This window comes from Xanthomonas cucurbitae, from assembly GCF_002939885.1.
Classification (GTDB): Bacteria; Pseudomonadota; Gammaproteobacteria; order Xanthomonadales; family Xanthomonadaceae; genus Xanthomonas; species Xanthomonas cucurbitae.
The window spans coordinates 1-19,876 of the sequence record NZ_MDED01000003.1 but is presented as its reverse complement, the minus strand read 5'-3'; the positions used below and the strand labels follow the sequence as shown (position 1 = coordinate 19,876).

General features: G+C 66.6%; 19 protein-coding genes. All 19 read right to left on the bottom strand.

From position 1 onward, the window contains the following. Positions 1 to 29: 29 nt before the first annotated feature. Entirely contained in the window at positions 30 to 1,100 is a 1,071-nt protein-coding gene (locus XcuCFBP2542_RS02425; RefSeq protein ID WP_104602044.1) for an SAM-dependent methyltransferase, read from the bottom strand. A 17-nt stretch (positions 1,101 to 1,117) separates the two neighbouring features. Beyond that, a complete protein-coding gene (locus XcuCFBP2542_RS02420; RefSeq protein WP_104602043.1) occupies positions 1,118 to 1,900 on the bottom strand; it encodes a DUF1295 domain-containing protein in 783 nt (260 codons plus the stop codon). Further along, positions 1,897 to 2,442, bottom strand: a complete 546-nt coding sequence (locus XcuCFBP2542_RS02415; RefSeq protein WP_104602042.1) for a DUF2878 domain-containing protein — start codon at positions 2,440 to 2,442, stop codon at positions 1,897 to 1,899. The genes XcuCFBP2542_RS02420 and XcuCFBP2542_RS02415 overlap by 4 nt, the downstream gene beginning before the upstream one ends. A gap of 3 nt (positions 2,443 to 2,445) precedes the next feature. Further along, a complete protein-coding gene (locus XcuCFBP2542_RS02410) occupies positions 2,446 to 3,732 on the bottom strand; it encodes an SAM-dependent methyltransferase (RefSeq protein ID WP_104602041.1) in 1,287 nt (428 codons plus the stop codon). Next, positions 3,729 to 4,706: a DUF1365 domain-containing protein gene (locus tag XcuCFBP2542_RS02405; RefSeq protein WP_104602040.1), complete on the bottom strand. Its 978-nt coding sequence runs from the start codon at positions 4,704 to 4,706 to the stop codon at positions 3,729 to 3,731. The genes XcuCFBP2542_RS02410 and XcuCFBP2542_RS02405 overlap by 4 nt, the downstream gene beginning before the upstream one ends. Beyond that, positions 4,706 to 5,956, bottom strand: coding sequence for an NAD(P)/FAD-dependent oxidoreductase (locus XcuCFBP2542_RS02400; RefSeq protein ID WP_104602039.1), 1,251 nt, complete (start codon positions 5,954 to 5,956; stop codon positions 4,706 to 4,708). Before XcuCFBP2542_RS02400 ends, XcuCFBP2542_RS02405 begins: the two co-directional genes overlap by 1 nt. After that, positions 5,953 to 6,957: an acyl-CoA desaturase gene (locus XcuCFBP2542_RS02395; RefSeq protein ID WP_104602038.1), complete on the bottom strand. Its 1,005-nt coding sequence runs from the start codon at positions 6,955 to 6,957 to the stop codon at positions 5,953 to 5,955. Before XcuCFBP2542_RS02395 ends, XcuCFBP2542_RS02400 begins: the two co-directional genes overlap by 4 nt. Before the next feature lie 316 nt (positions 6,958 to 7,273). Further along, positions 7,274 to 8,107, bottom strand: coding sequence for an anti-sigma factor (locus XcuCFBP2542_RS02390; protein WP_167526833.1), 834 nt, complete (start codon positions 8,105 to 8,107; stop codon positions 7,274 to 7,276). Continuing rightward, on the bottom strand, positions 8,104 to 8,667 hold the full coding sequence (locus XcuCFBP2542_RS02385; protein WP_104602036.1) for a sigma-70 family RNA polymerase sigma factor: 564 nt from the start codon (positions 8,665 to 8,667) through the stop codon (positions 8,104 to 8,106). Before XcuCFBP2542_RS02385 ends, XcuCFBP2542_RS02390 begins: the two co-directional genes overlap by 4 nt. A 58-nt stretch (positions 8,668 to 8,725) precedes the next feature. Beyond that, a complete protein-coding gene (locus XcuCFBP2542_RS02380) occupies positions 8,726 to 9,091 on the bottom strand; it encodes a DUF4345 family protein (RefSeq protein WP_104602035.1) in 366 nt (121 codons plus the stop codon). Between the two features lie 85 nt (positions 9,092 to 9,176). Next, entirely contained in the window at positions 9,177 to 9,956 is a 780-nt protein-coding gene (locus tag XcuCFBP2542_RS02375; RefSeq protein ID WP_104602034.1) for a hypothetical protein, read from the bottom strand. A gap of 180 nt (positions 9,957 to 10,136) precedes the next feature. After that, positions 10,137 to 10,556: an Rnf electron transport complex subunit RnfB gene (gene rnfB, locus XcuCFBP2542_RS02370; protein ID WP_249027594.1), complete on the bottom strand. Its 420-nt coding sequence runs from the start codon at positions 10,554 to 10,556 to the stop codon at positions 10,137 to 10,139. Between the two features lie 7 nt (positions 10,557 to 10,563). Then, complete coding sequence (locus XcuCFBP2542_RS02365; protein WP_104602032.1) at positions 10,564 to 11,154, bottom strand: HAD family hydrolase; 591 nt, start codon at positions 11,152 to 11,154, stop codon at positions 10,564 to 10,566. Positions 11,155 to 11,345: 191 nt separating this feature from the next. Beyond that, on the bottom strand, positions 11,346 to 13,430 hold the full coding sequence (gene metG, locus XcuCFBP2542_RS02360; RefSeq protein WP_104602031.1) for a methionine--tRNA ligase: 2,085 nt from the start codon (positions 13,428 to 13,430) through the stop codon (positions 11,346 to 11,348). Between the two features lie 201 nt (positions 13,431 to 13,631). After that, positions 13,632 to 14,081, bottom strand: a complete 450-nt coding sequence (locus tag XcuCFBP2542_RS02355; RefSeq protein WP_104602030.1) for a DUF2147 domain-containing protein — start codon at positions 14,079 to 14,081, stop codon at positions 13,632 to 13,634. A gap of 253 nt (positions 14,082 to 14,334) precedes the next feature. After that, the gene (locus tag XcuCFBP2542_RS02350) at positions 14,335 to 16,290 is read right to left on the bottom strand and encodes a DUF885 domain-containing protein (protein WP_104602029.1); all 1,956 of its coding nucleotides are present in this window, start codon (positions 16,288 to 16,290) and stop codon (positions 14,335 to 14,337) included. A gap of 199 nt (positions 16,291 to 16,489) precedes the next feature. Continuing rightward, a complete protein-coding gene (locus XcuCFBP2542_RS02345) occupies positions 16,490 to 17,266 on the bottom strand; it encodes a queuosine precursor transporter (RefSeq protein WP_104602028.1) in 777 nt (258 codons plus the stop codon). Further along, positions 17,263 to 17,946: a DUF502 domain-containing protein gene (locus XcuCFBP2542_RS02340; RefSeq protein ID WP_104602027.1), complete on the bottom strand. Its 684-nt coding sequence runs from the start codon at positions 17,944 to 17,946 to the stop codon at positions 17,263 to 17,265. Before XcuCFBP2542_RS02340 ends, XcuCFBP2542_RS02345 begins: the two co-directional genes overlap by 4 nt. Positions 17,947 to 18,136: 190 nt before the next feature. After that, complete coding sequence (locus XcuCFBP2542_RS02335; RefSeq protein ID WP_104602026.1) at positions 18,137 to 19,675, bottom strand: alginate export family protein; 1,539 nt, start codon at positions 19,673 to 19,675, stop codon at positions 18,137 to 18,139. Between the last annotated feature and the right edge of the window lie 201 nt (positions 19,676 to 19,876).

Here is a 19,876-nt window from a genome sequence, read left to right as displayed (position 1 = left end):
CATCGCGCGCTGGCGTTGCGCCCGGACCGTCAGCGCTTGACGAAGCGGTAGTGCGCCACGCCCCATTCGCGGCCCTGGTCGTAGCCGAACAGTTCCGCGCACGCCAGCCAGAACATGCGCCAGCGCTGCCACCAGCGCTGCGCATCCTCGCCATAGGTTTGCTGCAACAACGGCATGATCTGCGCGCGGTGGCGGTCCTGGTTCTGCAGCCAGGCGTTGGCGGTTTTTTCGTAATGCTGGCCCGACAGCAGCCAACGCTGTTCGATGACCACGTCCTGCTGGAAATGCAGCAAGGTGTCCGCTGCCGGCATCAGCCCGCCGGTGAAGAAATGCCGGCCCATCCAGTTGTCTTCGCCGGCCACTTCGAAGGGATAGGCCAGGTCGCGGTGGCAGAAGATGTGCACGAACAGCTTGCCACCCGGCGCCAGCCAGCTACCCACGCGCGCGAGCAGGTCGCGGTAGTTGCGCATGTGCTCGAACATTTCCACCGAGACCACACGGTCGAAATTGCCGGGCGGCAGCGCCAGCGCGTTGACGTCGGCGGTGACGACCTGCACGTTGCCCAGCCCGCGCAGACGGCACTGCTCCAGGATATGCGCGCGCTGCGGGCGTGAGTTGGAGACCGCAGTAATGGTGGCGTTGGGGTAGCGCTCGGCCATCCACAGGGTCAGCGAGCCCCAGCCGCAGCCCAGCTCCAGGATGCGTTGACCATCGGCCAACTCGGCGCGTTGCCCGTACAGCGCCAGCATGCGTTCTTCGGCCGCGTCCAGGTCCGGAGTGCTCGCGTCCCAGTAGCAGCTGCTGTACTTCAGCCGCTTGCCCAGGCACAGGGTGAAGAACTGCGGCGGCAATTCGTAGTGCTGGCGGTTGGCCGCATCGGTTTCGATCGCGATCGCGCTGGCACGCAGGCTGTCGATGAAGGCGCGTTGGCGCTCGCCGTTGGCATCGGCGTCGTCGCCACGCTCATCGCGCAGGCGCTGCGCGCACAAACGGCGGATGCCGTAACGCAGGGCGGTATCGGGCAGTACACCGGATTCGGCCAGGCGCGTGGCGAAGGCTTCATCCGGGAGCGAGGAGGGCGGGGCGGTGACAGAGGACATGCAACTCTCCAGACAACTCAGGACGAAGGGGGAAGCGGGAAGAACGCGCTGGTGGTGCGTTGGTACTGCGCATAGTCCTCGCCACGCGAGCGCAGTGCCTGCTGCTCGGTGTAGGGAATGCCGGTGAAGCGATACAGGAACACGAACATCACCACCGGCCCGAGCGCGCACAGCGCCACCGGCCACGGCCCGGCGCCGACGGCCAGCGCCAGGTAGGCGAACCAATGCACGAACTCGAAGAAATAATTGGGATGGCGCGAATACCGCCACAGGCCCTTGCGACAGGTCTTGCCGCGATTGGCCGGATTGGCTTTGTGCAGCGACAGTTGCCGGTCGGCCAGGGCCTCGCCACCGACGGCGACCAGCCACACCACGATCGCCAGGCTGGTCCACAGGCTCCAGTCGGGGTTGGGGTTGCTGGCGGCGGCCAGGAATGGCACTGCAAACAGCACCACCACCACCGCCTGGGCCAGGAAAAAGCCGAGGAATTTGTGCTGGTCGCCGTTCCAGTGCGCGCGCAGGGCGCGATAACGACCGTCCTCGTGCGGGTCGCCGAACACGCGCACGCCCAGATGCCAGGCCAGCCGCGCGCCCCACAGACCGCCAAGTACCGCCACCAATACGCGCGGCAGCAACGCACCGTCGGACATCCAGGCGCAGTACGGCGCAGCCACCGCCAGGCAGGCGGCCCACAACACGTCCACCGGCCCGGCATTGCCGCTGCGGCGCTGCCACAGCCACCCGAGCAGCATCACCCCGCTGGCGAAGAAGGCGACATGCAGCAGCGGCCAGGCAGTCATTGCAGTTCTCCAGGATTCGGTTGTGTCAATGGTCGCTGCAGGCGCCGTGCATACAGCGACAACACGCCGCAGGCCACGCCCCAGCCGATGCCGACGGCGAGGGCCGCATGCATCAACGGCGGCAACAGTTCCACGGCGTGCCAACTGCGCTGCGCCAGCCAGTACGAAAATGGGCCGAAGATGGCCCCCAGCGACACCGCCAGCCACGGGCGTTGCATCACGCTGCGCAGCGAATGGTTGAGCGTGAGCGCAAAGCCCAGCCACAACGCCAGGATCCATGCCGGCGCCAGCACGCTACCGGGCCATGGCATGGCATAGCGCACCCAGCCGCCAGCGGCCAGCGTGGTGTCCAGCAGCAAACCCAGTGCCAATGCGGCGATCAGCAACGGCACATCCCCGGCCGCGCGTCGCGAGGGCCACAGTTGATACAGCGCAAACAGCGCCAGTACCAGCAGCGTTGGCCACACGCGCCCGTCCGCGGCGGCGGCTACCGCCACCACCCAGAGCACCTGCAAGCCGAGATAGTTGCCGAGCTGCTGCATGCCTCACGCAAGGCCGGGCACAAACTGCGGCGGACGCGCGCCGGGCTTGTTGAGCCATAGATGGACGTCGCCGATCGAGCGCTCCAGGAAGCCCGCTTCGCAATAGGCCAGGTAGAACTCCCACATGCGGATGAAGCGCTCGTCGTAGCCCAGTGCGCGCACCTGCGGCAGCTGCGCCATGAAGCGCTGCCGCCAGGCGCGCAGGGTCAATGCATAGCTGGGGCCGATGTCTTCCAGATGGAACAGGCGCAGATCGCTGGCGTGTGCCACCGCCCCGGTCATTGCCGCCACCGAGGGAATGAAGCTGCCGGGAAAGATGTGCCGCTTGATGAAGTCCACCGAGTGCAGCGCCTGCTTGTAGCGATGGTCTTCAATGGTGATGGCCTGGATCAGCGCCTCGCCATCGTCGGTGAGCAGGCTGCCGACCTTGGCGAAGTAGGTGTCCAGATACTGGTGGCCGATCGCCTCGATCATCTCGATCGACACCACGCGATCGAAGCGTCCCTGCAGGTCGCGGTAGTCGCTCAGCAGTACCGTGACCCGGTCGCTCAGGCCGGCAGCGGCGATGCGTTGCGATGCCAGCTCGAACTGCTCGCGCGAAATCGTGGTGGTGGTGACGCGGCAGCCGTGTTCGCGGGCCGCGTGCAGGGCGAAGCCGCCCCAGCCGGTGCCGATCTCCACTACGTGATGCTGCGGACCAAGACGCAACTTCTGGCAGATGCGTTCGAGCTTGCGCGTGGCTGCGCGCTCCAGTGCCGCCTCGGCCTGCGCCTCCTCGCCATCGACGAAGATCGCCGACGAATACATCAGGTTTTCGTCCAGGAACAATTTGAACAGCGGGTTGCCCAGGTCGTAGTGCGCGGCGATATTGCGCCGGCTGCCGCTGCGGGTATTACGCGCGAAGGCATGCAGGCTGCGCATGGCCCAGCCGCCCAGGCGCGCGGTGCCGGTCTCCATCGCATCCAGGCGGTCACGATTGCGCAGCAGCACGCGCATCAGCCCAACCAGATCGTCGCATTGCCATTGCCCGTCCATGTAAGACTCGCCGGCCCCCACGCTGCCGTTGAGTGCGGCCTGGCGGTAGAAGCCCGGGTCGGTCACGCGCAGCTGCACCTGCAACGCGTCCGCGCCGCTGGCAGTGCCCAGCGTGGTGATGCCGTCGGCGTCGTGCAGCTGCAGCTGCCCGTCGCGCAGCTCGCCCAGCGTGGCCAACAGGCGCTTGCGCAACAGGCGGTCCGTCCAGGAGGCCGCGCGCGGCACGGCGGAGTCGGGCAGGGACGTGGCGTTCATCGGCGATCTCGCACAGGCGGGTGGGGGTGGTCATGCACAGGGTTGCCGCGCAGCCACAGGCGCAAGGCCTGCCAGTGGATGGCGATCACGACCTGCACGGTCATCAAGGGGTAGGCGAACAAGGTGCGCGCCAGCGTACGCGCGGTCAGTGGCTGACGTTGCAGCACCAGCGTGGCATCGAAGCGGCGCGTGCCATTGTGCTCGGCATCGGCATCGGCATCGGCATCGGTATCGGTATCGGTATCGGTATCGGTATCGGTATCGGCATCGGTATCGGCATCGGTATCGGTATCGGTATCGGTATCGGTATCGGCGGCGTGCGGCGCATCCAGCACATCCATATGCACGCGCAGTTGCGCGGCCGGCACGCTGAAGCGCCAGTCGTATTGATGCTGCATGCCCATAAACGGCGAGACATGGAAGCGCTTGTCGAAGCGCCAGGCGTGCACGTCGCGGTGGCTGCGCGCCTGTGCCACCGGCAGCACGTAGGCGTGGCGTTGCTGCCATGGCGTGTTGGTGATTTCCGCCACGATCCAGCGCAGGCCGTCATGCCGGTCGAAGCAGTAGTAGAAGCTCACCGGGTTGAACACATGGCCGAAGTAGCGCAGGTGCGTCAGCAGGCGGATCGCACCATCCGGGCGCTCGCCGGTGTGCGCCTGCACGCAATCGCGCACGGCCTGATCCAGCGGAATGGCCGGATCGCCCAGGTAATCGCTGCGGCGAAACTGCGCCAGGTTGGCGCGCCCCACCGACCACAGCCAGCGGCCTGCGAACACCTGATCCAGCTCGGACAGATCCAGATACAGCAGAAACAGCCGGTAACGGAAGTCCAGCGGCTTGGGTGCGAACCGCCGGTGCCGCACCCAGCCGGTGTAAATCGCGCTGCGCAAGCCGACCGCCACGCTGCCGGCACCGCTGTCCTCACCGGAAGGCAGCGGCACGGTATCGGTACTGGCTTCGCGCAGCAGGTGCATTACCAGCTCACTCCCAGTCCATGCGCCACATCCACGCCGCTGCGCAGGCCATCTTCGTGGAAGCCGAAACCCCAGGCCGCGCCGGCAAACCAGGTGTGCTGCTTGCCCTGGATCTCGGCCTTGCGGCCCTGCGCCGCCAGCGCGGCGGCGTTCTGCACCGGGTGCCGGTAGCGCATGCGCCGCAGCACCTTGGCCGGGTCGATGTCGTGGTCGCGGTTGAGGCTGACGATGAACGGCTGCGGTGCGTCGATGCATTGCAGCGCGTTCATCCAGTAACTCACCGTGCAGGGCGCCTGCGGGTCGGCCGGGACATGCGCATTCCAGGCGGCCCAGGCGCGGCGGTCGCGCGGCAGGATGCGCGCGTCGGTATGCAGCACGGTGTCGTTGTTCTGGTAGGTGATGCCGCCCAGGATCTGCTGTTCGGCCTCGGACGCATCGCTGAGCAAGGCCAGCGCATCGTCGGCGTGGCAGGCCAGCACCACCTCGTCGAAGTGTTCCTGTCCGCGCAGCGAGCTCACCACCACGCCATCGGGCGTACGGCGGATACCATGCACTGGCGTGGACAGGCGCTCGAGTACCTGCCAGCGCCGCCGCAGCGCACGCACATAGCTATTGGAACCGCCACGCACCACCTGCCACTGCGGCCGCCCGCTGAGTTGCAGCATGTGGTGGTTGGCCATGAAGCCGATCAACTGGCCCATTGGAAATTCGAGAATGGTCTGCGATGGCGAGGACCATAGCGCCGACGCCATCGGCACCAGATGCTGGTCGCGGAACGCCGCGCCATAGCCGTGCCGCTGTAGATACGCGCCTAGCGTGCTGAAGCGCTCGTCGCTGTGCAGCACCGCCGGCGCCTGCCGATAGAAGCGGCGCAGGTCGGCCAGCATGCCCCAGAAGCGTGGGCTGAGCAGGTTGCGGCGCTGGCAGAACAGCCCGTTCAAGGTGCCGGCGTTGTACTCAAGCCCGCTGCGCGCATCGTGCACCGAAAAGCTCATCGTGGTCGGCTGCGCGGCCACGTCGAGCTCGGCGAACATGCGCGTGAGCAACGGGTAGTGCTGCGGGTTGAACACGATGAAGCCGCTGTCCACCGCGTAGCGCTGGCCGTCGAGCTGGATCTGGTGGGTGTGAGTGTGGCCGCCCAGGTAATCGGCGGCCTCGAACAAGGTGACCTCATGGCGGCGCGACAGCAGCCACGCCGCGCCCAGGCCGGCAATGCCGCTGCCGACCACGGCAATCCTGCGCTCGCTCATTGGTCCACCCGCTGGCCACGGCTGACCAACGAGGCCGGCATCGGCTTGAGATCCCAGACCAGGCCCACCCACGACATCGCGGTGAGTCCGTACCAGGTCACGTCGTACTCCCACCAGCGCAGGCCCTGGCGTGCCGAGCCAGGGAAGAAGTGGTGATTGTTGTGCCAGCCTTCGCCGAAGGTGAGCAACGCCAGCAGCCAGTTGTTGCGGCTGTCGTCGCGGGTGTCGAAGCGCCGGCTACCGAAGCGGTGCGCCAGCGAATTGATGGTGAAGGTGGCATGGAACAGCGCCACGGTGGACAGCACGAACCCCCACACCAGCAGCTGCGCGCCGGTGGTCTTCAACCCCGGCGCGGCCGCCGCCAGCCAGTCGCCGAGCAAATACAGGCCAACGGCCAGCAACACCGGCATCACGATGTCGAAGCGGTCGAGGAAGCGCAGTTCGGCAAAGCGACGCAGGTCGGGAATCACCTCCCAATCGGTGCGGAAGTTGCGCGGAGTCAGGAACCAGCCGGTATGGCTCCACCAGAAGCCGTGCTGGGCCGGCGAATGCGGGTCGCGGCCGGTATCGGTATGCCGGTGGTGGTTGCGGTGATGCGCCGCCCACCACAACGGCCCGCGCTGCACGCAGGTGGCGCCGATGGCCGCGAACACGAACTGCAGCACACGTGATGTCTTGAACGCGCGGTGGGAGAAGTAGCGATGGTAGAAGCCGGTGAGCGCGAACATGCGCAGCGCGTACAGCGCCAGCGCCGTGCCGACCGCAAACCACGATGCGCCAACCCAGAACACCGCCAGGCAGGCCAGATGCAACGCAATGAAGGGCAGGGCGCGCAGCCAGTCGATGCGGTCGGCGCGCGCCTCGTCCAGTGGACCATCGGCTTGCGAATCCACCCAACGGCGCAGGCTGCCGATCCACCGATAGGTCCAGGCACCGCGCCTCCCGGATGGGGCATGGGGCTGTGGCCTTGCAACGCGAGGGTCGAGTCCAGTACTCGGCACGCATCAATCTCCAGAGGTCGTGGTGTCGTTCTACGGAAACCGCCGGCCAATGGATGCACCAACCGGCTGGATCGTCGCATGCATGTGACGCGCCGGCTCGCACGCACGCACGACGCGCGCGCCCGCAGGTGCCAATCTGTGCGCCCAGTATCACCGGCGCACCCGAGGTCGCTTGTGAATGCACTGCGTGCGTGGAAGCCACGGGCCGTGCAGCAGGCATCGCCATCCGGCAGCAGCGTGGCCGCCTGTGCCGGCGGCCACAAGTCGCCCCTGCCGGCGCGTGCCTGCCTGGGGACGCGGCGGCGGTGCGGTTGGCTCAGGGCGCCATCGCCAGCGTACTGATACCGCCCTTTGCCACCACCGTGCCGGTCGCCACGCCACCGGGTGCACCACCTGGCGGTTCCAGCGTCACCGCCAGGATCGCCTCGTTGCCGAGCATGGGCATCAGCTGGTCGGGAATCTGGGTGCGGCGTGCCCGCTGGTCGTCGAAGGTGCCCATCGAATGCGCCTTGCCATCGGGCGTAATCAGCCACAGTTCGGGCACCTTGTCGGCAGTGGCCGTGCGGTCCAGCGGGGTGACCGTGATGGTGCGCTTGTCGGCATCCATCAGCGCCACATAGCCTGGCCGCCCGTCTGCGGTGGCCAGTGTCGAGGTCATCGCGATGCCGGTCGTCGTCGGCGTGGTCGCCGCAGGCGGGGTAGCCGGCGCCTGCACGAGGGGCGTCTCGCGCGGCGGTTGCACAGGGGCAGGCGCAGTTCGCAGATTCAACAGCGCCAGCACGCATGCCGCCGCGGTGGCCAGCCCACCGGCGCTGGCCCAGCGCCAGAAGCGCAGGTTGTTCCAGAGCGGTGCCGCCGGTGTGCCGGTGCTTGCAGGCGCTGCTGTCGGCACCGCGCGCAGCGGCGCGTCGAAGCCCAGTGTCTGGCGCACGCGTGCCCAGACCTGGTCCGGCGGCGTCACCGCGGCGATCTCTTCCAGCAGCGGAGCCAGGTGGTCCTGCCACTGCAGCACTGCCTGCGCGAACGGGGCATCGGTGGCGATGCGCTGCTCGGCCGCCAGACGTTCGTCGGCGCCGAGCAGGCCGAGCACGTACTCGCCGGCCAGCACGTCGCGCGGTGGTTCCTGGTCGATGGGAAGGGACGTACTCATCGTTCCAGGCATGCCTTGAGTTTGGCCAGGCTACGGCGGATCCAGCTCTTGACCGTGCCGATGGGGGTATCGGTGCGCGCGGCAAGCTCCTCGTAGGTGATGCCTTCGAAGAAGGCGGTGCGAATCAGTTCGCTGCGTGGCGGCTCCAGCTCGGCCAGGCAGTGGTCGATGCGGCGGCGCGTGCTGGCGCGTTCGGTGCGCTCCAGTGGTAGTGCATCGTGGTCGCGCAGCTCGCCGGCATCGTCCAGCGCCACGTTGCGGCGTTGCGGCGCATTGGCGCGCAAGTGGTCGATGGCCTTGTTGCGCGCGATCATCGCCAGCCAGGTCAGGCCGCGTGCACGGCCGGGGTCGAACTGGCCGGCCTTGTGCCAGATCAGCGTGAACACGTCCTGCAGCACTTCCTCTGCCTCGGCGCGCTGCGGGATCAAGCGCAGGCACACGCCGAACAGCTTGGGCGAGGTCTGCCGGTACAGCGCTTCGAAGGCATGCCGGTCGCCGCCCGCGGTTGCGGTCAGCAGGCGTCCGGTTTCATCGTCGTCTTGGCCAGGAATGGCACTCATGCGGTCGGGCATCGGAAGAGATGTACGCGATGCTACCGGAGTGGGCCAAGCCTGTCCTTCATTTGCGCCACCACAGCAGTGCGGCAGCGAGCAGCAACACGATTTCCACCCCCGCCAACGCCACCGTGGGCGCAGAAACCGGCCATAGTTTGGCCAGCGACGCGCTGCGGAACAGCACGATCGGTACGTAGAAAGCCAGTGCGACCACCAGCCCGGTGCGCGCTTGATCGATCCAGGCGAAATAGCCGAACAGGAACGCCATGCCCAGCTGCAGGCCGCCATAGATGACCAGGTATTCGGATTGCCCGGCCGGCGACAGCTGGGTATAGCCCACCGCGTTTGCGGTCTTGAGCGGCGAAAGCGTGCACCACACCGCCAGGGCGAGGTAGAGCACTGCGTTGATCCAGAGGTAGGCCTTTGCCATGCGGGTGCTCCTGTGCGCGGAATGGGTGCCCGGGCCGTTGTACGCAACGGCGCGTGGTCGGGCGTGAAGATGGCGCGGACCGGCGTCACGCCGTGGTGCAGCTACGGGTCAGGGCCTGCTCGCGTGCCTGGCGCAACGCCGCGTCGGTGCTTGCCCGTGGAGCGGTGTCGGGGAATACGATGCGCACGCGCGGGTAGCGCCCCTGCGCATCGCGCAGGTTGCCCACGCCGCGAAACTCCAGCAGGCGCTTGCTGGCGATGGAATAGCGCACCTCCAGCGACGGCACCACGGCGCCGTACCACGTATCCAGCGCGATGCGGAAGCGTCGCTGGCCTGCAGCATCGTCGATGCGTTCGACACGAAACGCCAACTGCCGTTGCAGGCTGGGCAGCACGAAATCCACCCGCTGCGCCGTGGTGGCCAGGGCATCCCAGTGGGCGCGCAGATAGGCGTCGAAGCCGGCATCGATGACGCGTTCGTCCTTGCCAGCCGGCAACGCGGTGCGGCGCTCGGGCTTGCCGGGCGGTTGCTGGAACATCTCGCGCACGCCCTCGCGCCGACGTACGCCTTCGCGATAGCCATCGCGTTCATCGATCAGGCTGAAATCGGGCGACGGGCCGCCCCCATCGATCTGCTTGCGCGCGAACGCCTGCCCGTTGGGGCAGCGGTACAGCACCAGCCGCCCACCGTCGTCGAGCAGCCAATGCGATTCACGGTAGCGCAAGGCGCCGCTGTCGGCGTCGTAGGCCTCGCCATCCACCTGGGTGACCGCCGCCGCGCTCAGCGGCAGGCTGCCAAGCACAAGCAGCAGCAATGGTGGAATCGGTCGGCAGCAGGCGGCAAGCGCGGCAGCAAGTGAACGCATCGGCAGGTCCTCGATGGGGATGCTTACCCATACGGGCACGGCTGCGGCATGGATGCGCCGCCAGGCGTCAGGACGTTCCCGACCGGGCGTGGGGAGAATGGGGTGATGCTGCCTGCGCCGCGACATACCTGGCCTGGCAGGCGGCGTGGCGACCGGCAACGCCTTGCGCCGGCACGGTCTTCAGCCCAGCGGATGCAGGGCGATGCAATCCACCGGGCACGCCGGCAGGCACAGCTCGCAACCGGTACACAGCGGCGCGATGACCGTATGCATGTGCTTGGCGCCGCCGACGATGGCATCCACCGGGCAGGCCTGGATGCATTTGGTACAGCCGATGCAGTCGGCCTCCACGATCCACGCCACCTGCGCCGGCTTGTGCGCCCCGCGACTGCGATCGTAGGGGCTTGCGGGCACGCCCAGCAGCTGGGCCAGCGCACGCGCGCCGGCATCGCCGCCGGGAGGGCAGTGGTCGACCCCTGCCTGGCCGTCCGCCATCGCCTGCGCGTAGGGGCGGCAGCCGTCGTAGCCGCACTGGCCGCATTGGGTTTGCGGCAACAGGCGGTCGAGCCGTTCGACCAGATCGGGCGCGGGAATGGGCATTGCGATGTCAGTGCAGCCGATGGCCGCGATACCAACGCTGTTGCGCCAGTGCCAGCATCGGCTGGTCTTCGCGGCTGTCGCCATAGGCATGCACGCAGGCGTATTGTGCCAGGTCGTAGCGCGCGCGAATCTGCCGGGCCTTGTGCGGCCCGCAATCACCCTCGGCATAGCGCCCGCTCAGTACGCCGCCGGTGTGTTCGAGCCGGTTGCAGATCAGCGACAGCCCATGCTGCGTGCACCAGGGCTGCAGGTAAAGATCCAGCGATGCGGAGACCAGCACCACCTCATGCCCTTGCGCCTGGTGCCAGTCGATGCGTTGCATCACTTCTGCACGCAGCACACCCGGCAGTGCCGTGCGCGCGTAATCGGCACCATGCGCGGCCATCTTGTCCAGCGAGCGCCCACTGAACACGATGCGCGTGACCCGCGCGCGCAGCGCGGCAGCGGACACCATGCCCAGCCGATAGCCCAGCACCCACGGGCCGACCTGCCACTTTGCCGACGCCAGCTGCGCGGGCGTGGCGACCTTGCGCAGAAAGCGCGCATAGGTGTCGCAGGTGGTGATGGTGTGGTCGAAGTCGAACAGGGCCAGGTGCATGGGGGCGGGGATTGGGGAGTCGGGAGTGGGGATTGGTTAAAAGCGCGGTGACTGATTGTTCCCTTCTCCCGCGTGCGGGAGAAGGTGCCCCGCAGGGGCGGATGAGGGCACGCGCCAAGCACTCAAGTCAGGTCTACTACAACAATCAGCTCCGGCTTCTACGAATCCCAAATCCCAACTCCCCAATCTCGTTACCTGACAGGCATGCCAGGCTGCGCGCCGCCATTGGCGTCCAGCAGCGCCAGTGCGCCGCCGTCGAAGCCAGCCGAGAGAATCATGCCTTCGCTGATGCCGAAGCGCATCTTGCGCGGGGCCAGGTTGGCGATGAATACCACGTTGCGGCCGACCAACGTTTCCGGTTCGCCGTAGCTGCCACGGATGCCCGAGAAGATCTGACGCTTGCCCAGCTCGCCGGCATCCAGTTCGAAACGCAGCAGCTTGTCCGAGCCTTCCACGAACTCGCACACCAACACCTTGCCGATGCGCAGGTCGAGCTTGGCGAAATCGTCGATGCCGATGAGGGCGGGATTGGTGGTTTGGGATTCGGGATTCGCAACGGCGGCAGGCTTTGCGTCGGCCTTGCTGGGTGCGGGCTTGGTGGTCGTAGCCGGTGCCGCAGGTGCGGCCATCGTGTCTTTGGAAGCGTCGGTCATGGCGTCGATCAGTTTGGGGTCGATACGGGTGAACAGGGCGGTGTAGGGCTGGATCGTGTGTGCGGTGAGCGGGCGCTCCACATCTTCCCAGCTGGTCATCGGCGCCGACAAAAACGCCTCGGCTTCGGCGCAGGTGCGCGGCAGGATCGGCTTGAGGCCGGCCACCAGGATGCGGAACAGGTTCAGGCCTTGCGTGCAGACCGATTGCAGCTGCGCATCGGCGCCCTCCTGCTTGGCGATCACCCACGGCTTGGTGTCGTCGATGTACTTGTTGGCCTCGTCGGCCAGCGCCATGGTCTGGCGGATCGCGCTGGCCGCATCGTTGCGTTCGTAGGCCTCGCGGATCGGCGCCAGCGCGGCGACGAAGCGGTCGTACTGCGCCGGGTCGGGCAGCGCGTCGGCCAGCTTGCCATCGAAGCGCTTGCCGATGAAGCCGGCGCAGCGGCTGGCCAGGTTGACGAACTTGCCGACCAGATCCGCATTCACCCGTGCGATGAAATCGCCCAGATTGAGGTCCAGATCGTCCACGCCGCCGGAGGATTTGGCCGCAAAGTAATAGCGCAGCGCCTCCGGCTCCAGGCCCACGTCCAGGAAGGTCCGCGCCATCACGAAGGTACCGCGCGACTTGGACATCTTGGCGCCGTCCACTGTCAGATAGCCGTTGACATGCAGGCGCGTGGGGGCGCGGTGGCCGGTGCCGTGCAGTACCGCTGGCCAGAACAGGCCGTGGAAGTTCACGATGTCCTTGCCGATGAAGTGATGCAGTTCGGTCTGGGTGCCGGCGACCAGATGCGCTTGGAAGTCTTCGCCCATCTGCGCGCACAGCGTCTTGAAGCTGCACAGGTAGCCGATCGGCGCATCCAGCCACACGTAGAAATACTTGCCCGGCTGGCCGGGAATCTGGAAACCGAAATACGGCGCATCGCGCGAGATGTCCCACGCGCGCAGGCCGCCTTCGGCATCCAGCCATTCCTTGAGCTTGGCCTTGACGCCGGGCAGCGCCACATCGCCCGCCAGCCACTCGCGCAGGAAGCCGTCGAAATGGCCCACTTCAAAGAAGAAATGCTCCGAATCGCGCAGCTCCGGCGTGGCGCCGGAGATCACCGACTTTGGCTCCTTCAACTCGGTGGGCGCATAGGTCGCACCGCACGCCTCGCAGTTGTCGCCGTACTGGTCGGCGCTGCCGCAGTTGGGGCAGATGCCCTTGATGTAGCGGTCCGGCAGGAACATGCCCTTGGCCGGGTCGTAGAACTGCGCCACCGAACGCCGGCTGATATGACCGGCCGCTTCCAGCTTGCTGTAGAAGGCCTCGGTGAGCTCGCGATTGACCGGCGAATTGGTCGAATCGTAATGATCGAAGGTCACTCCGAACGCCGCGAAATCGCGCTCATGGCTGGCCTGGATGCTGGCGATGAAGGCTTCCGGGGTCACCCCGGCCTTCTCGGCGGCCAGCATGATCGGCGTGCCGTGGGTGTCGTCGGCGCAGACGAACCAGGTCTTGTCGCCGCGCAACCGGCGCGCGCGCACCCAGATGTCGGCCTGGATATAGCCGACCAGGTGTCCCAGATGCAGCGGGCCGTTGGCATAGGGCAGGGCGGTGGTAACGAGTGCGGTGCGGGTCATGGCGGGCGTAATGCGGGGGACACCCGATTATCGCACTAGTCGGGAATGGGGAATGGGGAATCGGGAATGGGGAATCGGTGGAGCAGGTCTGCATGGTGAGAAGGCGGGCTGCGCGCTGCGGCATAAAAAAGGCGCCCCGAAGGACGCCCGCTCTTGCGATTCCCAATTCCCCATTCCCAATTCCCGATTCCCGATTCCCGATTACTCGCGCACCCAGGTCTGCGTGCGGCCGAGCGCTTCGATGCCGACATAGCCGCGCATCTGCAATTTCTTGCCGCCTTCGGTCAGGGTGATCTTGGCCTTGTAAGTCTTGCCCTTGGCCGGGTCCAGCACCGAGCCGCCGTCCCACACCGCGGTGCCGTCGGGCTTGAGGCCCCAGAGGATGGTCATGCCCTTGATCGGCTTGTTCTTGCGCTCGCCATCGCACTTGTCGCACAGCGGGTTCGGGCCCTTGGCCGACTGCAGGATGTCCACCACCTTGCCGCTGAGGGTGCCGTTGGCGGCCTGTTCGATCTGCACCACCGACTTGGGCTTGCCGGTCTCGTCGTCGATGGTCTTCCAGCGGCCTACCGGCGAATCGGAGGCCTGCGCCAGCAACGAAGCGGCCGCCAGCGGCAGGGCCACGATCAGGGTCTTGAAGGTCTTGCGCATGTGTCCCCTCCCAGGGATGACTGGGGCCGCCGTCGGCGGCCTGACCACGAATGTATACCGTGGGGTATGGTGGCGGAAAGGTGCGCTGCGGGATGCGCGCATGCGGACTCGTCGTGGTCTGGCCGCCCACGCAGCACGGCAGCGTGGTCTCGGCGGCTAGCCGGGCTTTGCCGCAGGCGCGACAGGTGGTCGCCAGATTGCCTGCCTGCACTGCCTGCTCGCTTGCGCACCCTAGGGCATGCCTGAGCTGGCTTCAGCCCTTCTGTGCGGCGATCCAGCGCTGGATCTTTTCCTGCAGGATGTCCAGCGGCACCGAGCCGTCCTTGAGCACTTCGGTATGGAAGGCGCGCACGTCGAAGCGCGGTCCCAGCTCGCGCTGGGCCTGTTCGCGCAGTTGCGCGATCTTCATCTCGCCCACCTTGTAGGCCAGCGCCTGGCCGGGAATGGCCATGTAGCGATCGACTTCGGCCTCAGCATCGGTGCGGCTCATCGCCGAGTTGTCCAGCATGTAGTCGATGGCCTGCGTGCGCGTCCAGCCCTTGCTGTGCAGGCCGGTATCGGCCACCAGGCGGATCGAGCGCCATAGCGCGTTCTGTAGGTAGCCGTAGTAGTTGTAAGGGTCCTGATACAGCCCCAGCTCGCGGCCCAGCGATTCGGCGTACAGGCCCCAGCCTTCGATATAGGCGGTCTCGCCGCCCAGGCGGCGGAACTTGGGCAGGTCGGTCAGCTGCTGCTGCAGCCCGAGCTGGTAATGGTGGCCGGGGATGGCTTCGTGCAGGTACAGGCTCTCCGCTTCCCAGGTCTTGCGCGAGGGCAGGTCGGAGGTGTTGACGTAGAAGATGCCTGGCGTGGCGCCATTGCTGCCATTGGCGCTGGGGCGCATGTACGAACCGCTGGCGGCCGATTGCGCGCGCTGCGCTTCCACTGCACGCACTTCCAGCGTCGGCATGCCCTGGGTGTTGAACAGCCGCGGCACGGCGAGTTGCACGCGACCCTGCAGGCTGCGGTAATTGCCAAGCAGTTCGGTTTCGCTGCGGAAGTTGAAGCGCTTGTCGGTCTGCATGAACTTGTAGAACTTGGGCAGGTTGCCGCGGAACTTGACCTGTTTGGTCAGCGTCTGGATCTCGCCCTGCAGGCGCGCCACTTCGTCCAGCCCGATCTGGTGGATCTGCTCCGGGCTCAGCTCCGAGGTGGTGCTCTGGCGCACGTCGTAGGCATACCACGCCGCGCCACCGGGCAGCGCCGCCAGGCCATCGGTGTCGCGGCAGGCCGGCAGATACTCGGTGGCAATGAAGCCGCGCAAGGCGCGGTAGGCCGGCATGATGCGGTATTCGATCAGCCGCTCGTATTCAGCGGTCAGGCGCTGTTTTTCCGCGTCGGGCAGGTCGGCCGGCAGGTTGCGGATCGGCCCCCAGAACAGGCTGTCTTCGGCGTTGCGCGCAATGATGGCATCCAGCTGCGGCAGCACCTTCTGCATCAGCACCTTGGGCTGCACCACGCCGGCCTGCATGCCGGCACGCATATTGGTGATGGCCTGGTCGAACAGGTCGGGGATGCCCAGCGCACGCTGCGACCAGTTGTCGTAGTCCTTGACGGTCTTGAACGGCTGCGCGCCAGTGCCCGAGCCCAGCACCACCGCGATGCTGGCGATGTTGTAGAACTGGTTGATCGGCAGCATCCAGCTGGGGAACTGCTCGGCGGCCAGCGCGCTGCGCGCATCGCGCACGAAGATCTGGTAGCTGAGCAGGTCCTGGCCGCTCAGGCCGTCCGGGCCCAGCGCTTCGGCCTTGCCCAGCCACAGCACGGTGAACTCGTGCGACTGCTGGCGGAATGCCGGCGACAGGAAGTTGGGCAACTGGTCGTTGTAGCGGCTCTCGCCCTGGAAGGTGGCCTGCAGCGGGTTGAGCTTGAGCGAGGCGTCCCAGTACTGGTCGTAGAGCAGATTGAGTTGTTGCGCCTTGGTCAGCACCACCGGCGCGGCCACCGGGCGCGGCCTGGCCTTGGCGGTCTTGCTGCTCTTGCTGCCCTGGGCGGCCTTGGTGCTCCTGGCCGGCTTGGTGGTCTTCTTGGCCTTGCTTGCCTTTGCGCGGGTTTGCGTGGTCTGTGCCTTGGTGGTCTTCTTCTTGGCCGCATCGGCGGGCGCTGCCACCGTCAGGCTCAACACGGCGGCGAGGGCCAGCGACAACAGGCGGGAAAAGCTCAGGGGCATTACCGGCTCCGGAAACAAGCGAGCGGGGAGCTTGCCCGATCCGCACCGCCACGGCCACCCATTGCAGGCAGGCCGCCCATCCGCAATTCATGCATGGCACCGTCCTGGACCCGGCTGGCCTCCGCCTGCAGGACGGCGGCAACCGGGCCAGGCCTTGCCGCGTCTGGCTCCACGCATGTCACCGGCGCGGCGGCCTGGCTCACGCAGCGGCGGCTTCCTCGCGCAGCTGTTCGGCCCGCGCGGCGCCCAGGTAGGCGCCGATGCCGCGGCGCGCCAGATACAGCAACGGGATCAAGGCCACCGCAAAGCCCATCTTGTAGACGTAGTTGAGCGTGCTCACCGCCAGGAACTGATCCATCGACCAGTGCTGGGGCCCAAGCACGAAGGCGATGTAGATCACCACGAAGCTGTCCACCAGCTGCGAGACCGCGGTGGAGCCGGTGGCGCGCAGCCACACGTGTTTTTCGCCAGTGACGCGGCGGATGCGGTGGAACACCGACACATCGATCAGCTGGCCGAGCAGGAACGCCACCAGCGAGCCGCCGATGGTCCACAGCCCCTGCCCGAACACTGCCGCAAACGCGGCCTGGTAGTCCGGCACGCCCTGGCTCTGCGCGGCGGTGACCCACCAGCCGGCCGGGGCCAGTGCAATGGCGGCAAACGCAAACACAAACCCATAGCCAATCAGCGCCACCGCCACCCACGAGATGAAACGTACCCCGCGGCTGCCGAAGAACTCGTTGATGGTGTCGGTCATGATGAACACCACCGGCCACAACAAGGTGCCGGCGGTGAAGCTGAGCGAGCCGGTCTGGCCGAACAGGTTCCAGTTCAGCGGGGCAATGCCCAGGGTGTCTTCCAGCGCGAAGATCTTGACCCCGATGAACTCGGCCAGCGCGGCGTTGACGCAGAAGAATGCTGCCAGCGCAATGAACAGGCGCACCGCACGATCGTCGAGGGTGCGCGTGGCCGTCACGGTGTCGGGCGGTCCGCGGTGCGGGTAAAGGGCACCGATGCCGGCGCCACCGCACCGCCGGAGATGATGAAGCTCATTGCCTGGTCCACGCTCCAGTCGGTGGGCGTGAGCAGTTCCACCGGTACGATTTCCAGATAGCCGGAGGTGGGGTTGGGCGTGGTGGGGACGTAGACCGCCGCCAACTCGCGGCCGGTGCCCTGTTCGGTAATCACGCGGGTGACCAGGCCGACCGATTTCATGTCGCGATGCGGGAAGTCGATCAGCACCACGCGCTGGGTGCTGCCGGGCTGGGTCTGCAGGATGTCGAGCAATTTGCGCGCGCTGTCGTAGACCACGCTGGCCAGCGGAATGCGTCGCATGACTGCCTCGAACCAGCGCAGCAGCTGCTGGCCGATCACGCGCCGGCTGAGGATGCCAACGAACAGGATCGCCGCCACGGTGGCGATCAGCGCGATGGTGTTCTGCACCCACAGGGCCTTGATCCAGCCCAGGTCATTGGGGAATGAGGCGGCGATGCGCTCGGACAACGGCGCTACCCACGGGCTGCTGATGCCCGAGAGCAGGGCGAAGACGAACTTCACCACCACCCAGGTCAGCCAGACCGGCAGCAAGGTGAGCAACCCGGTCAAAAAGACGCGTTGCAGGGAAGGGCGGGGATGCGGGATGGGGGTATCGGACATGCGGGTAGTGTAGGCATTCGGCCGCGTCCGGTGCAGTCGGCAGTGCGCAGGTGATGCATCGATTGCAGCGCAGGCGCTGGAAAGCCACCTGCCGCGTTCCGGGGCGCGGCAGGTGCGGGTGTCACTGCGCCGGTACGCGGCGGTGCAGGCAAAACGCATCGATGCGCAAGGCGCAGCGAGCACCGCGTGCCTAGAAGCGGAAGTTCAACCAGCCCATCACGAAGGTCGAATCGCCATAGCCAACCCTGGTCAGCGCAGGGCCGGCCATCAGATGTTCGGCGCGGAAGGTCACCGACCAGTTCGGGTCGATGTTCCAGGTGGCGTTGATGCGCGGCATGGTGCCGATGCGGCGTGCCCCGGAGGTCTGGGTGCGTGCGTACGCGCGCGCCTGGTTGTTGTAGATCGCATCGCTGGTGGTCTGGCGCCACAAGGTTTCCCATTCCAGATTGACGGTGATCTTGGCGGTGGGCGAGAACGTGAACGTCGGCGCGGCGGTGACCAGATTGACCGGGCCGAAGAAGGTCGCCCAGCTGAAATAGATCGTATTGCCGTACAGGAAGTTGTTGTTGCGCAGCGTACCGGTACCAGAGGTGCCGCCGCCGCCGGAGGCGATTTCGCTATGGAAGCCCAGGCGCGGCTTCCAGCCGGTTTCGCTCAACGACCAGGCGTTGGAGGTGCTGGCCATGTAGGCACGCAGATCGCGCCCGCCGAAGCTGCCGCGCTGCACGGCCACGAACGAATCGGTGCGCAGCTTGCCGATGTTGCCCCACAGGCGCAGACCGTAGTAATTGCGGTTCTCCTCGGCCGTCTGCCGGCCCCAGACCTGGTTGTCGTTGCGGAACTGGTAGAAGAACGGCTCCAGGTACAGCGGCTTGGCAGCGGGCAGGCGATAGCCACCGACCACACCGCGGAAATGCCGCGATCGATCGATGCGGTCGTCACCCAGGCCCTCGGTGCCATCCAGGTTGAAGTTGAAGTCGAACACGTCCACGCGGGTTTTTTCGCCGATCGCCCAGGCACGCACGCCGTTGAAGGTGACGAAGATGTCGGTGTTGTCGCGCAGCGCCATCAAGGTGGTGGGGCCGTCGACGAATACCTGGCGACCGACCCGCAGGCCGGTGTCGGCGCTGCCGATGTTGCCCTTCACGTCGAAGAACACCTGCTGCAGGATCGCGTTGTTTTCCTGGGTGCCGGTCTTGGCGCCTTCGTTGCGCCCATCCAGGCTGCCGTGCGCCAGTTCCGTGTACAGGCGGAAGTGCTCGCCCACGTGCAGGTCCGCACCGAAGAACGCACGCAGCAGATACTGCTGCTGCGAGTGGCTGCCGGGAATCAGCCCCGGGTTGGTGATGGTGTTGCTGCGCACGCGCAGCTCGTTGCTGAGCGAAACGTAGACATCGCCGTCTTCGCTGAGCGGGATGTACTTGAGCGGATCGAACGGACTTTTGCGCTTGGACCGATCCTTCAGGTACGACCAGTCCTCGGCCCAACGCACCTGCCACATGTTGCCACCCTGCTTGGAGCCCCAGCCCTGAGCCTCCTGCGGGTAGCCCTTGGCGGTGGCTGGCGCCGCCGTCACCGGCCGCTGCGCCGGCGCGTCCGTTGCCTGTGTGGGCTGTGCCTGGGCAAGGCCCAAGCCGGGTAGCGCCAGTCCGATGGCCAGGCACAGGAGCCGGGTAACGCCGAAGGAAGTGTCAGCCTTGGCCGGCTGTGCCGAGCGTGTCAGTTGCATCGTATCGCCCTGTCGAAAGTGAAACCCACCTGGCGAGAGGTATCGGCACAGGGGACACCGACTGTAGAGGAGCAGTGCCGCAATGGCTGTAACCCAAAGGTTTTAAGCTTACCTGATTAGCCCCATCCCTCAGCCAAGAAAGTTGCTTGCCATGCGCAAAACTCGCTCTGGGCAAGGCTTGCAGCGCATCAGCGCCGTCGC